This is a genomic window from Bacteroides parvus (genome assembly GCF_017309675.2).
GTDB lineage: Bacteria > Bacteroidota > Bacteroidia > Bacteroidales > Bacteroidaceae > Bacteroides > Bacteroides uniformis.
In genome coordinates this window covers 4,118,619-4,133,614 of record NZ_CP084680.1, presented here as the reverse complement: position 1 = coordinate 4,133,614, position 14,996 = coordinate 4,118,619, and the positions used below count along the sequence as shown (strand labels likewise).

The window sequence follows — 14,996 nt, the reverse complement described above, 5'->3', positions numbered from 1 at the left end:
TAGATAATAGTCAGATATAAATACCGCATATAAAACGGCTTTGTATATATCGGTGTTTATATCTGATTTAGATTCATATATTCAAAAGAAAACAAAAACTTAATATCTTGATACATCATGTCCGAATTGGCTTTCATTTTTAGTCTTCTTATGGTAGGGATTACAGCGGTAGGTCTTTATCGTAAGCTCAATCCTCAAGGTCTTTTGATGCTTTCCGGTTTATTAATGCTTACAGCTGCTTTTTTCATGCAAGTGCATTCGGTAGTACCTAGTGAAGCTACGGGAATGGTGGTGTTTGATTTGGTAAGGATGATAGAGGAAGTTTTTCTTTCTAATTTGGCGCGTGCAGGGTTTATGATAATGACAATTGGCGGTTATGTAGCTTTCATGAATAACATAAAGGCTACTAATGCATTGGTCTATATTTCCATGAAGCCATTAGGTCTTTTTCGACGTTATCCTTATTTGGCGGCTACTATAGTTATTCCTATTGGACAATTACTTTTTATTACTACTCCTTCAGCTGCCGGATTAGGATTGTTGCTTGTGGCTTCGGTTTATCCTGTTTTAATTAGTTTGGGAGTAAGCCAACTTACAGCATTGTCAGTCATTGCCGCTGCTACTCTATTTGATCAGGGACCGGGGTCGGCAAATACTGCTATGGCTGCCGAATTGATAGGACAATCCAATGTGGAATATTTCATCACTCATCAACTTCCTTTAGTAATTCCTACTTCCTTGGTTGTAATGGTACTCTTCTATTTCAATAACCGTTATTTTGATAAAAAAGATGCAAAGAAACAGCAGGATGGCATATTGCAGGTGTCAAATGTGACTGCAACCTCATTAGTAGAAAAACCGGATGTTCCATTGGCTTTTGCGCTACTCCCGGTATTACCTTTGGCTCTTCTCATTTTCTTTTCACCTTTTGTGGGACTGTTTCAGCCTACTGTAACATTGGGTACCACTACTGCTATGCTTTTTTCTCTGTTCTTATCATTGGTATTTGTGTTGTTTCATACTCGTAGTGTGCGTACTACTTTTAACGTTTTTGCAAGTTTTTGGAAAGGCATGGGAAATGTGTTTACTTCAGTTGTAACATTGATTGTAGCTTCAGAAGTTTTCTCTAAAGGACTGATTGGTTTGGGATTTATTGATTCATTGGTGGGTTATTCCTCTCATATCGGACTTTCGGGATTAGCTATTGCCGCAATCTTTACTCTCATTATTTTTGGAGCTGCCATGCTGATGGGAAGTGGCAATGCAGCCTTTTTTTCATTTGGTCCTTTATTGCCGGGTATAGCCACTCAGCTTGGTTTGCCGGTTTTTTCATTGATACTTCCTTTGCAGTTGGCGGCAAGCATGGGACGTGCCGCATCTCCTATTGCCGGAGTCATTGTTGCCATTGCCGGGGTAGCCGGTGTGTCATCAGTGGAGTTGGCAAGGCGTAATACATTTCCTTTAATAGGAGGAATTGTTTTCTTGATACTTTATCATCTTATCACTTTCTAAAATTAATCGACAGCTATGTTTACATTGATAAAGAATGCAAATTTATATGCTCCTGCCTATCTTGGTAAAACAGACATTTTGCTATGCGGAGAAAAGATTGCGCATATTTCAAAGACAATTGAACTGAATGAATCATTTTGCCATACTATTGACGTGCAAGGTAAAATTGTTACTCCGGGATTTATAGATCAGCATGTACATATTACTGGTGGAGGAGGGCAACAAGGTTATGCCTCATTAGTCCCCGAGGTGACTATGAGCGAACTGGTGGCATGTGGTACTACTACTGTATTGGGTATGCTTGGTACTGATGGATTTGCCAAAGAACTTACTACGCTTTATGCCAAGGCCAAAGCTATTGACGATGACGGATTGTCGGCTTATATGCTGACAAGTTATTACGGATTGCCTACCAAAACATTGATGAATAGTGTGGCTGACGATCTTATCTTCATAGATAAAGTTATTGGCTGTAAGCTGGCGATGAGTGATGACCGTAGTCCGTTTCCGACAGAGCAAGAGATATTACGTATTATACATCAGGTACGTTTAGGGGGATTTACATCTGGTAAAGGAGGAATTCTCCACATTCATTTGGGAGCACTTCCGGAAGGTATTGAGCCCTTACTCAATATTGCTCGTCACTATCCTACACTGATATCTTATCTGTCTCCTACTCATCTGATACGTACTGAAGCTCTTTTTATGCAGGCTGTAGAATTTGGTAAATTAGGTGGAATGATTGATTTTTCGACTGGTGGCTCAAAGTTTGATACTCCCCATCGTTGTGTGATACGTGCATTGCGAGCTGGTGTCCCCCTTGATCGCATTACTTTTTCTAGTGATGGCCATGGTGGCGTACGCAGAGTGAATCCTGAAACTGGAGAAATAACTTATCGTCCTGCTCCTTTGAATTTAAATTTCAAGGAGGTAGTTGCATTAGTCAATGAGGAGGGGGTACCATTGGAACAGGCGATTACATTGATAACATCCAATCCGGCTCGTAATCTGAAATTACGAGCTAAAGGTATTGTGGCACAAGGAGCAGATGCAGACTTGTGTTTTTTGGCGGAAGATTTGCAGCTTACAGATGTCATTGCCCGTGGTAAATTTGTAATGCAAGATGGTACAATAGTAAAGAAGGGAAGGTACGAATTATGAAGAAGCTGATTATATTTTGTATTGGATTCCTCTGTATTTGTTTATCTGCAATAGCGAAACAGACTTTGGAAAGGCCAAGAGGTGAACATTTCTTCACTTATAGTCAATACCCTCCTTTTGCCGATCGCCCGGTAGATGTACATTATTATATACCTTCCCAGGGGGATATTAAACAAATGCCTATTGTATTTGTCTTTGAAGGAGGAGACCGCGGCTATCGTTATCTTTTGGACGGTTGGAAAGAAGAAGCGGAGAGAAAGGGTTTTATGCTTTTTATACCTCACTTTGATTTGAAATCTTATCCTTTGGCAGACTATCAGGAGGTGGGGGTGATGAATGCTGCCCATACAGTAGCTAATGCTCCCGAAAAAATTACACCAGTGTTGGTTGATAAACTATTTGAATATGTGCGTCAATTTACGGGAAGCATGCGCAAAGGATATATGATTTATGGTCATTCTGCTGGTGGGCAATTCGTACAGCGTTTCATGCTTTTTCACGATAGTCCTTATGTGGAAAAAGCTATTATAAGTTCTCCCGGTTGGTATACTTTTCCTGATTTGGCCCAGACATATCCTTATGGTACGGCTGGTATCCCCTATATTTCATCTGAACAGATAAAAAAATACTTGTCAAAACCTATCATACTACAGCTGGCTTTGGGAGATACGATACGTGAGTCTTTTCTACGCAAGACTCCTGAAGCTGAACGACAAGGACGAAACCGTATGGAGCGTGGGCGTAGTTTCTGGCTTTATATTCACCAGTTGGCTGCATCCCGTGGTTGGGAATGCCATTGGCGCAAGATAGAAGAGTGCGGCATCGGGCATGAGGCTGTCCCTATGGGGAAACAAGCTGTGCCATTATTGACGACAGATTCTTTACGGGTACTTTTTATAGGTAACAGCTATACTTTTTTTAATCGTTTGCCATGGCAAGTCCAATCGTTAGCATCCTCATGTGGAAAAAAAATATCAGTGCGCCAGGTTGCTAACCCTGGTTGGTACTTGAGACAGCATGCAGCCAATACGCAAACATTAGAGGCGATTCGTGAAGGAGGATGGGATTATATGGTGATGCAGGAACAGAGCAAGGCACCTACTCGTGAAAAGGAATGGGTAAAGAAGAATGTATTCCATCCTGCGGCGCAGTTAGATAGTTTACTCCGTCTTTATGCCCCAAAAGGAAAAAGTGTCTGTTATATGACATGGGGGCGTAATAATGATACTTATGAAGGAATGCAGCAGCAACTTACGGAAAACTATTTGGAAATGGCTGATGTCCTTGATGCTTATTGTGCTCCTGTGGGTGAGGCATGGAGACGTGTACGTAGAGAGTGTCCAAGTTTGCAGTTGTATAATTCTGATGGCAGCCACCCTAGTCCTGCAGGCAGTTATCTGGCGGCTTGTGTCTTTTATGCAATTTTTTTTGGTGAGCCTTTTAGCAGCGATTATTATGCAGGTCTACCGTCTGAAACGGCTCTTTATTTACAGAGGATAGCACAAGAAGTGGTATTAGCTAATCTTGTGTTATGGAATAGAAATCAGTCGAAGCAACCTGCCGGAGTAACTGCAAGTTTCTATCCTGACCCCAAATTTGACCGTGAGACACCTACTCTAAGTAAACCTTACGGTAGCGGATTGGCATCGGTTGATGAGATAAAGGACTATTTACAACAATTGGTTGTACGTTCTCCGGGTTTGGCATATATGGAGAATATTGGTGTTACCAAACAAGGACGTACCATTCCGGTACTTTATTTGGGTACTCCCGACAAGAAGAAGGTAAGGGTATGGATTCAAGCGGCACTGCATGGTAACGAGCCGGCAGGTGCTGAGGCTGTATGCATGCTTGTCCGTTACTTACTTTGTGAAAAAGAAGGACGTGAATTGCTGAATCATATAGCTGTGGCTTTGGTTCCTATAGCCAATGTTGATGGTTATGCCATTCAGCAACGTCGTTCAGCCGATGGTTACGATTTGAATCGCGATCAGAGCAAATTAGAGGATACTGTCACTTTGCTGTTGAAGCAGTCCTATCAGCAATGGAATCCGGACGTAGCTCTTGATATTCATGAATATACACCTTTACGTCGTGAGTTTAACTTATTACGTGGAGTGCCGACAGCAAATGCTGCTGATGTACTTTTTTTACCTACAGGACATCTTAATGCGCCTTTAGCTTTACGTACGCTGTCTGAAGAACTTTTTCGTCGTGAGGCAGAGGTCGTTTTAAATAGTGCCGGTTATGCTTCCGGTTTCTACTTTACTCCTCGTGTGGCAGATGGTTCCCTTGTTCTTGTAAAAGGTGCCAAAAGTCCGCAGTCCAGTTCTACTTTTCAAGCATTGACGGGGGCTGTATCGCTTTTTGTCGAAATAAGAGGTATTGGATTGGGACCGGAGTGTTTTGCACGTCGTAGTGAGTGCGGTTTCTTGGTGGCACGGCAAACGTTGGTTACTGCTGCGCAACATCGTGCTTCAATTAAACGTAAGATAGAACAAGCCAGGAAGCGCACCTTGAAAGCTACTGAACCGATATATGTTACTTTCACTTCGGATACTGTACGTCATGTAGTCTCTTTTATCGATTATAAGGCCAATGAACTGTTTAAGACTGAACTGCCAACCCTTGATGCCATGCAGGCAACACCTCAATTGATGCGTACTCGCCCTAAGGCTTATCTGCTCGATGCTCCCTGTACAGAAGCAGTATGTAAGCTTCGAGCGTTGGGTGTACACATTGAGCAAGTTACCCGTGTACAAAAAGCAAAAGTTGAGCGTTACAAAGTAACCCGTCTGTATCGTGCAGAGAAGGAATGGGAGGGGATTCATCCGGTAAATGTAGAAACGGATGTCTATGAAGATAATGTAGAACTTCCAATAGGTAGTTGGTTGGTACCTTTGGCACAACCTTTAGGAAATTTGGTTGCCACGTTGCTTGAACCGGAGTCTGTCTGTGGTTTCGTAAACTTCTGTGTTATTCCGGCTGAGGAAGGAAAGGGACTGTTTATCAGTAGACTTATAAAATAAGAATTGGATATATAAAATTAAATTCGGTAATGACTATGAAACTAAAAAAAACGCTACAGATTATACTTGCTTTATGTTTAGGCCTATGGATGATTTCATGCCAGCAGGAACATATCAAGTTGACCTCTCCAAATGGAAAACTTTCTTTAGAGTTTACACTTGATGAAGAAGGTGCTCCCCGATATTGTTTAAGACATGCGGGGAAGAATATTTTACTTCCTTCACGTCTGGGATTGGTTTTGAAGGATGCGCCAGATCTTTTGACTGGTTTCGTTCTAAAAGAGGTTAAGCATGATTCGCATAATGATGTGTGGCAACCAGTATGGGGGGAAGAGGCTGAAATTGTAAATCATTATAATGAATTGAGGGTATGCCTCAAGGAAGAAACATCGTTGGAGCGGGAACTGAATATTATTTTTCGTCTTTTTGATGATGGGATGGGATTCCGGTATGAGTTCCCGCGCCAGCAACAGCTACAAGAGTTTCTTATTGATGACGAAGTGACTGAATTCGTTTTTCCTGCAGATTATGATGCTTGGAGTATTCCAGTGAAAGGAGTTCGTTTTTACGAGGCCTTATTTGAGAAAAAAACTCTTAGTAAGATGGGATGGGTAAGCACTCCGGTGACGATTGAGACAACAGATAGCCTTTATTTGGCTATTCATGAAGCAAATCTTACAGATTATGCTGCCATGAACTTGAAGCCGGTTGAACAAGTTGAAGATAATAAAACGGTTACATTACGTGCGGCTCTTACACCTTGGAGTACAGGTGAGAAAGTACGTGTTACCGATACCCGTGTATCTCCTTGGCGTACAATGATAGTGGCTGAATCTGCCGGTGATTTGCTTCTTTCCCGTCTCATGTTAAATCTTAATGAACCTTGTCGTATAACCGATACTTCCTGGATACAACCTATGCGCTATATTGGAATTTGGTGGACTTATCACATGAAGCATAACACCTGGCATGCCGGTCCCCATCATGGGGCCACAACAGAGAATACAATGCGTCACATCGATTTTGCTGCTGCCAATAACCTGGGAGGTGTACTGGTGGAAGGGTGGAATGAAGACTGGGCTACTTGGAAGTTTAGTTTCACAAAACCTTATACCGATTTTGATATACAACGTATTACTGATTATGGGCGTAGCAAAGGAGTAGCTTTGATAGGACATCATGAAACTGGCGGTAATGTTTCCAATTATGAAAATCAGATGGAAGATGGTTTCAAGTTCTATGAGAAATATGGTGTGCATCAAGTAAAAACGGGTTATGTGGGCGATTTGCTTGATGGGAAAGAATATCATAGCAGTCAGTTTGGTGTACTTCATTATCGCAAGGTAATAGAGGCTGCTGCCCGTCACCGTATCTGTATTGATAATCATGAACCGGTGATTCCTACAGGTTTGCAGCGTACTTTTCCTAATCTGATGACACAAGAGGGAGTACGTGGACAAGAATGGGACGCTTGGGATGTAGATGGTGGAAATCCTCCCTCTCATACCGTAATATTGCCTTTCACTCGTGGGTTGGCAGGCCCGATGGACTTTACACCGGTGACGTTTCGGTTTGTTAACGATGTAATGCCACAGACACGTGTACATACCACACTGGCCAAACAATTGGCGCTGTTTGTGGTGCTCTATTCACCGTTACAAATGGCTTCGGATGAAATAGAGAATTACGAGGCTAATCCGGAACCTTTTAATTTTATAGTATCTTGTCCTACAGATTGGAGCAGAACAGTGGTGCCGGAAGCATGCATTGGCAGTTATGTTACTATTGCCCGTTGTGATAAAGGAGAGGGATACTGGTATATAGGTAGTATCACGGGAGATGAGGAACGAACGGCTAATATCAGTCTGTCTTTTCTCGATACAGATAAAAGATATCTGGCTACTATTTATCGTGATGCTCCTGAGGCCGATTATGAGACATGTCCTGCTGCTATACTTATAGAAGAGCGCGAAGTGACTTATAGTGATACCCTCACCATTCGGCAAGCACGTAGTGGAGGAACTGCCGTACGTCTGTGTCCTATAAAAGACAGTTGAGCCGGAGGTATATTGGGGCAGAGTTGTTTATATTTTCTCTCTCAAGTATTCGTAAAAGCTATATTGCGACCGTACCTTCTCCTTTTGCGGTCGCGACGACTTCCAGCGGTTTCGCAACCGGTCGTCCACAAAGCAGGCTTTCCGTTTGTCCGACAGTTGTATGGATAGCATATCGATGAGCTCTTGCTTCAAGTCCGGGTCCAGAATGGGGGTGACGGCTTCGATACGGCGGTACAAGTTACGCCGCATCCAGTCCGGCGAGCCGAGGAAGAGCTTGGGTGCGCCGCCGTTGCCGAAGTACCACACACGGGCATGTTCCAGAAAGGTATCCACGATGCGTGTCACGCGGATGTTGTGGCTGTACTCCTGCCCGGGGATGAGGCAGCAGATGCCGCGGACAATGAGGTCTATCTCTACACCGGCTTGCGAGGCTTCGTAGAGGCGGTCTATCATGGCGGGGTCTTGCAGGGCATTCATTTTTAGGATAATCCGTCCTTGCTTGCCTTGCCGGGTCAGTTCTATTTCGTGATTGATGAGGCGGTTCAGTTCAGGAATCAGGTTGAAGCGGGCCACAAGCAGGCGGTGGAACACTGGATTTTCCTTTCCCTGCAGAGTACGGAACAAGTTGTGCAGGTCGTTTACAATCACCGGGTTGCAGGTGAATAGTCCGCTGTCCGCATAGAGGGTGGCGGTCTTTTCGTTGAAGTTGCCGGTGCTGATGTAGGCGTAGCTTGTCAGTTTGCGCCCTTCCTTGTCGCGGCGTAGCACGAGGGCTACTTTGGCATGTACCTTTAGTCCTGGTATGCTGAAAATGATGTTGATGCCGGCGGCTTTCATCATCTCGGCGGTGGCGAGGTTGTTTTCTTCGTCGAAGCGGGCTTTCAGTTCCACAAAGACGGTGACTTTCTTTCCGTTCTGTGCGGCGGCTATTAGGGTGTTGATGACGGTGGAGTTCTCTGCCACGCGATACTGGGTCACCATGATTTCACGCACGGTGGGTTCGTGGACGGCTTCATATAGAAAATGGATGAAGTGGTCGAAGGAGTGGTAGGGATAATGCAGCAGCAGGTCCTTCTTCTCCACATAGCGGAAGATGGATTCGCGTTCGTCCAGGCAGGTCAGCTTCATGGGCTGGGGTTTCTTGATGGGACGTACGCTTTGGTTGGGATTAGGCAGATGCCGCAAATCCTCCATGTTGAGGTGCTTGTCTCCCGGCACCAGCTCCCGGCGGTCTATGCGGTAGGCATCTACCAGAAAGTCGAGGAAGTCCTGGGGCATGGCGCGGTCGTATACAAAACGGCACACGGCGCCTATCTTGCGTTTCTTTACCTTCTTCTTCACCTGCTCGATGATTTCGGAGGTATTGGCGGCATCGTCTATCAGAATATCCGCATCGCGTGAAATCTTGATGCAATAACTGCTGTCCACTTCATAACCGGGGAAGATGGTATCCAGATTGGCCTTGATGATGTCTTCAATGAACATCAGATAATAGTCTTTCCCCACCTTGGGCAGCTGGATGAAGCGCGGCACTTTGCTGTACGGCAGTTTCATCACGAAATACTGGATGCGGTTTGGAGAACTGGCGGGAGCTCCTTTCAGATGAAGCCGTACGGCTAGATAGAGACGGTTGTCGCGCAGGAATGAAATCACCTTGTCCTTGCTTACGGGCACCGGGGCCAGATAGGGGAATATCTCTTCGCGGAAGAAGCTGCGCACAAAGTCGCGGTGAAACGGTTCTACGTTGCGGCTTTGATAAAATATGATGTGATGTTTCCGCAGGGCGGGCAGTATCTTCTGTTCGTAGATGCGGATACGTTCCTCCAGTTGGCGATTGACTTCTTGGTTGATTTCATCTACCAGTTCGGCGGCAGACTGCATAGTCTCTTCATCGCTTTGCGAGGCTCCGGTGGCTATGGCCTTATGGTCGGCTACGCGTATCTTGTAGAATTCTTCCAGATTGGAAGAGTATATAGAAATAAAGTTGATGCGTTCGTATAGCGGCAATGTCTCGTCTTCCGCTTCCAGCAGTACGCGGTAGTTGAAGGAAAGCCAGCTGATGTCACGTTTGAAATATCTGTTGTCCATGGTGTTAAGGTGTTAATGTGGCATATTAGCACATTACCACATTGTATTCTTCCCAAATATAATTACCTTTGTCTTAATAAACAAAGGAAAGATGACAAAAGTTGGTTTATTATCGGATACGCATGGCTACTGGGATGAAAAGTACCTGCAATATTTTGAGGGCTGTGACGAAATATGGCATGCCGGTGACATCGGTTCGCTGGAAGTGGCACAGAAGCTGGCGGCTTTCCGTCCCTTCCGTGCCGTGTATGGCAATATTGACGGGCAGGAGATACGGCAGCTCTATCCGCAGATTCTCCGTTTCACGGTGGATGGGGCGGAGGTGCTGATGAAGCATATCGGCGGTTATCCCGGCAACTACGACCCTTCCATCAAGGGCAGCATTCTGGTGCGTCCCCCAAAGCTGTTCATCAGCGGGCACTCGCATATACTGAAGGTGAAGTATGACAAGACGTTGGATGTACTCCACATCAATCCGGGCGCTGCGGGCATTCAAGGTTTCCATAAGGTGCGTACGATGGTACGCTTTGCGGTTGATGGGGGAACGTTTAAAGATTTGGAGGTGATAGAACTTGCTGACCGATGATGTAGTTTGTTTATTTTCAATGGATTGTATTTACCGATTGTTTACGCTATAGTGTAAAAGCCGTTACATGCTAATGTAAAGGTCGTTACGCTATTGGGTAAAGGCCGTTACACTATTTGGTAAAGGTCGTTACACGCTGAGGTAAAGACCGTTTCATCAAGGGGTGACGGCCGTTGCGCACTGAAGTAAGCAAAACAATGTACCGGAGTAAGCAAAGCAATGAAGTAAAAAGATGAAACCAAGCCTTCACTTAATCGAATTTTTCCATTATCTTTGTGCCCGAATAGCAAGTAGAGCCGTGGGGCATCGTCCTCCTTCTTATTTTATTCTCCATTTTGAAGTATCACCGAAAAAGAACTGAAATATGAAAGGAATTATTCTTGCAGGTGGCAGTGCCACTCGTCTCTATCCGTTGTCCAAGGCTATCTCCAAGCAGATAATGCCCGTCTACGACAAGCCGATGATATACTACCCGCTCTCTACACTGATGTTGGCGGGAATTCGCGAAGTGCTTATTATCTCTACTCCACGTGACTTACCCATGTTCCGCGAACTGCTGGGAACCGGCGAAGAACTCGGCATGTCCTTTTCCTATAAGATACAAGAGAATCCCAACGGATTGGCACAAGCCTTTGTGCTGGGTGCAGAGTTCTTGGACGGCGGACCGGGCTGCCTCATCCTGGGCGACAACATGTTCTACGGTCAAGGCTTCTCCGCCATGCTGAAGCGTGCCGCTTCCATAGACAAGGGTGCCTGCATCTTCGGTTATTACGTCAAGGACCCCCGTGCCTACGGTGTAGTGGAGTTTGATGCCAACGGCAAAGCCGTCTCGCTGGAAGAAAAGCCTGCCAACCCTAAAAGCAACTATGCCGTCCCCGGACTGTACTTCTACGACTCCACCGTGACAGAGAAAGCTGCCTCCTTGAAGCCCTCTGCCCGCGGCGAATACGAAATTACCGACCTCAACCGTCTCTATCTGGACGAGGGCACGCTGAAAGTGGAGCTTTTCGGTCGCGGTTTTGCCTGGCTCGACACCGGCAACTGCGACAGCCTGCTGGAAGCCAGCAATTTTGTCGCCACCATCCAGAACCGTCAAGGCTTCCGCGTGAGCTGTATCGAAGAGATTGCCTGGCGCAAGGGCTGGATAGATGTAGACCGCCTGTATCGCTTGGGTGAACAGCTTGGCAAGACCGAATATGGCAAATACCTGATGGAACTGGCTGAATCGAAGCGATGAACTCTTTGTTCCCCAAAAAGAGAAGGAGAATAGTTCTCCTATAAAGGCCCGCTGACTTTAATTTTTAATTTATAATTTTTAATTCTCATGAAGACTTATCTCGTAACCGGTGCCGCCGGTTTTATCGGCGCCAACTATATTAAATACATCCTGGCAAAACATAATGATATTAAAGTGGTGATACTGGATGCCTTGACCTACGCAGGCAATCTGGGCACCATTGCCAATGACATTGACGATGAACGTTGCTTTTTTGTAAAAGGTGACATCTGCGACCGCGTGCTTGCCGACGAACTGTTTGCCAAGTATAAATTCGATTACGTAGTGAATTTTGCTGCCGAGAGCCACGTAGACCGTAGCATAGAGAATCCCCAGCTTTTCCTGATGACCAACATCCTGGGTACACAAAACCTGCTCGATGCCGCCCGCCGTACCTGGGTCACGGGTAAGGACGAGTCCGGTTATCCCACTTGGCGCAAAGGCGTTCGTTACCATCAAGTGTCTACCGACGAAGTTTACGGCTCACTTGGTGCCGAAGGCTACTTCACGGAGCAAACCCCGCTCTGCCCGCACAGCCCTTACAGCGCCAGCAAGACGAGTGCCGATATGGTAGTGATGGCCTATCACGATACCTATAAGATGCCCGTCACTATCACCCGCTGTTCCAACAACTACGGTCCTTATCACTTCCCCGAAAAGCTGATTCCGCTTATCATCAAGAATATTCTCGAAGGCAAGAACCTCCCCGTCTATGGCGACGGCAGCAACGTGCGTGACTGGCTCTACGTGGAAGACCACTGCAAAGCTATCGACCTGGTTGTCCGCGAGGGTGTGGAAGGCGAAGTCTACAACGTAGGCGGTCACAACGAAAAGACCAATCTTGAAATCGTGAAGCTGACTATTGCCACCGTCCGCCGCTTGATGGAGGAAGAACCCCGTTACCGTGCAGTGCTGAAGAAACAAGTAAAAGCCGCCGACGGCACGATTGACATCAGCTGGATAAACGAAGACCTTATCACCTTCGTCAAAGACCGCCTAGGTCACGACCAGCGTTATGCCATCGACCCCACAAAGATTACCAATGCCCTGGGCTGGTATCCGGAGACGAAGTTCGAGGTCGGCATCGTCAAGACCATTGAATGGTACCTGAACAACCAGCCGTGGGTGGAAGAAGTGACCAGCGGTGATTATCAGAAGTATTACGAACAGATGTATGGAGGTAGAGGTTAAGGTTTAGGGATTAGGGTCTAACCGCTAATCCTTAACCTCTAACCTCTCAATTCAGCGCTACCGCTAACAGTAATCCTAAGAACAGCATATTGCGCGACGTCTCGCCCAGTATGCTGTTCAGCTTTTTACCGCTACCTATCTGTATCATTTTACGCCACGTCAGTGCGTGCATATAGAGATAGACGCAGGGAGCCCAGATAAATTCCAGTGGAGTCAGCTTGCCCGTGTAGACAAACCAGAAGCAGAGCAGCACGGCGGCGATGCCCAGTGCCAGATACATATTCTCACCGAACTTCTTGCCGTAGCGTACCACCAGCGTACACTTGCCGCTCACGGCATCCTGCTCGCGGTCGCGATAGTTGTTCACCATCAGCAAGGTGTCTATGGCGAGGCCACTGACGAGCGACAGCACCACCACATCCATATTCAGCGTATAGGCCTGCACGTAGTAGGTGCCGCATACGGGCACGAAGCCGAAGAACACCAGCACCAGTACGTCGCCCCAGCCCCGATAGGAGAGCAGCGTGGTATAGAGGAAAGCAAACAGTATGCACACCACGCCCAGCACCACCAGTTCCCAGCCTCCGTGGGGCAGCTGCCCCCAGACGGTGAACAGCACTGCCAGCCCTGCCAGGCACGACAGTGTCAGTGCGATGCCGATGCCGGTTTTCATGGCTGCCGGCGTAATCCAACCTTCGGCGCAGGCGCGCTGCGGCCCCAGCCGGTCTTCCCGACGGTCGGTCCCTTTCTGGAAGTCGAAGAGGTCGTTGATAAAGTTGGCGGCAATCTGCATGCCGCAGGCAAAGAGGGCGCACAGCAGGGCGGGTGCGGTCTTGAACTGTCCGTCGCTGAAGGCAAGGGCACTGCCCAGCAATACCGGGATGATGGCTCCCGTCAACGTCTTGGGGCGGGCGGCGAGAAACCATGCGTAGGGTGAATTCTGTTTAATCTCGTTCATCGTAGTTCCAATTTAGTTCGGCATCTGCCAGCAAAAATACTGAAAATCCCTATATTTGCACCCACTTATGATGAAGAAGTTAGTCTACATATCCATTCTTTCTCTGCTGCTCTTGTCTTCCTGCCGTTCCAAGCGGGTGATTACCGTGTCGTTGCCGCAGCCAATCATGCAGGCAGACAGCGCGCAGCTTGGCGATACTATCGGGTTGCCTGCCCGCCTTTCGCCGATGTTCACCTTTGACCAGTCTGATTTGCGTAATGTCCGCCGCCAGCCGGCGAAGGGCAGGGTAAAGAAACAGCAGATAAAGAAAACGGCACCGGTACAAAAGGTAATTGTGCAGCGAGGTACAAGAATCACATCGAAAACCACCCACGTAGGCTCGGCCTATAAGGGCGTCAGCCGCATTAAGACGTACGACTTCACGCATCGCGACGTGCCTGCCGCCTTCGAGGGCTTCCGCATCGCCTTTGTCTCCGACCTGCACTACAAAAGCCTGCTGAAGGAGGAGGGATTGAAGGACCTGGTCCGCTTGCTCATAGACCAGAAAGCCGACGTGCTACTGATTGGCGGCGACTTTCACGAAGGCTGCCAGTACGTGCCGCCCGTCATGGCTGCCCTGGCGCAAGTGAAGACGCCGTTGGGTACCTATGCCGTGCTTGGCAACAATGACTACGAGGCTTGCTATGACGACATCGTGCGTGAAATGAGGCATTATGGCATGCATCTGCTGGAGCATAAGGTGGACACCCTGCGGCGTGGCGGCGGGCGGATTCTTGTGGCGGGCGTGCGCAATCCTTTCGACTTGGGCAAGAACGGCATATCGCCCACACTCGGCCTTTCGCCCGACGATTTCGTAATCCTGCTGACGCATACGCCGGACTATGCCGAGGACGTCCCGGTGACAAACTCCGACCTCATCCTGGCCGGACACACGCATGGCGGGCAGGTGACGCTGTTCGGGCTTTATGCACCGATAGTCCCCTCGCACTACGGGCAGCGGTTCCTCTCCGGGCTGAAGTACAACTCAAAAAATATCCCGATGATTGTCACCAACGGCATCGGCACTTCGCAGAAGGCCATCCGCATGTTTGCCCCCGCAGAGGTGGTGATGATTGTGCTGCACCGGCTGACAGACTGA

General features: G+C 47.2%; 10 protein-coding genes. 8 read left to right on the top strand and 2 right to left on the bottom strand.

The genetic code is table 11. The annotated features are described in order from the left end of the window. The first annotated feature begins 117 nt into the window (after positions 1-117). Genes dcuC through JXR92_RS16940 form a run of 4 tightly spaced genes read left to right on the top strand, consistent with a single transcriptional unit; the run spans position 118 to position 7,759 of the window. Positions 118-1,512 (top strand): C4-dicarboxylate transporter DcuC, encoded by a 1,395-nt coding sequence (gene dcuC, locus JXR92_RS16955; RefSeq protein ID WP_022401143.1) that lies wholly within the window; start codon positions 118-120, stop codon positions 1,510-1,512. Positions 1,513-1,527: 15 nt separating this feature from the next. Continuing rightward, complete coding sequence (gene iadA, locus JXR92_RS16950) at positions 1,528-2,673, top strand: beta-aspartyl-peptidase (RefSeq protein WP_009037984.1); 1,146 nt, start codon at positions 1,528-1,530, stop codon at positions 2,671-2,673. Then, positions 2,670-5,702 carry a M14 family zinc carboxypeptidase gene (locus JXR92_RS16945; protein ID WP_138345801.1) on the top strand — a complete coding sequence of 1,011 codons (3,033 nt, stop codon included), beginning with the start codon at positions 2,670-2,672 and terminating at the stop codon, positions 5,700-5,702. The genes iadA and JXR92_RS16945 overlap by 4 nt, the downstream gene beginning before the upstream one ends. Positions 5,703-5,731: 29 nt before the next feature. Then, positions 5,732-7,759 (top strand): glycoside hydrolase family 97 protein, encoded by a 2,028-nt coding sequence (locus JXR92_RS16940; protein ID WP_117600056.1) that lies wholly within the window; start codon positions 5,732-5,734, stop codon positions 7,757-7,759. Between the two features lie 27 nt (positions 7,760-7,786). On the opposite strand, the gene JXR92_RS16935 is transcribed toward JXR92_RS16940, so the two are convergent. Continuing rightward, the gene (locus tag JXR92_RS16935; RefSeq protein WP_057281636.1) at positions 7,787-9,847 is read right to left on the bottom strand and encodes an RNA degradosome polyphosphate kinase; all 2,061 of its coding nucleotides are present in this window, start codon (positions 9,845-9,847) and stop codon (positions 7,787-7,789) included. A gap of 91 nt (positions 9,848-9,938) precedes the next feature. Here JXR92_RS16935 and JXR92_RS16930 point away from each other — a divergent pair, with 91 nt between their 5' ends. From JXR92_RS16930 to rfbB, 3 genes are all read left to right on the top strand, one after another. Then, on the top strand, positions 9,939-10,433 hold the full coding sequence (locus JXR92_RS16930) for a metallophosphoesterase family protein (RefSeq protein ID WP_005827049.1): 495 nt from the start codon (positions 9,939-9,941) through the stop codon (positions 10,431-10,433). 364 nt (positions 10,434-10,797) lie between these two features. Then, positions 10,798-11,670: a glucose-1-phosphate thymidylyltransferase RfbA gene (gene rfbA, locus JXR92_RS16925; protein ID WP_044467335.1), complete on the top strand. Its 873-nt coding sequence runs from the start codon at positions 10,798-10,800 to the stop codon at positions 11,668-11,670. Positions 11,671-11,757: 87 nt separating this feature from the next. Beyond that, complete coding sequence (rfbB, locus tag JXR92_RS16920; protein ID WP_138345803.1) at positions 11,758-12,900, top strand: dTDP-glucose 4,6-dehydratase; 1,143 nt, start codon at positions 11,758-11,760, stop codon at positions 12,898-12,900. A gap of 46 nt (positions 12,901-12,946) precedes the next feature. Here rfbB and menA read toward each other — a convergent pair whose 3' ends face one another. Then, positions 12,947-13,858, bottom strand: coding sequence for a 1,4-dihydroxy-2-naphthoate octaprenyltransferase (gene menA / locus JXR92_RS16915; protein WP_005827044.1), 912 nt, complete (start codon positions 13,856-13,858; stop codon positions 12,947-12,949). 70 nt (positions 13,859-13,928) lie between these two features. On the opposite strand from menA, the gene JXR92_RS16910 reads away from it, so the two are divergent. Continuing rightward, positions 13,929-14,996, top strand: a complete 1,068-nt coding sequence (locus JXR92_RS16910; RefSeq protein ID WP_171030446.1) for a metallophosphoesterase — start codon at positions 13,929-13,931, stop codon at positions 14,994-14,996.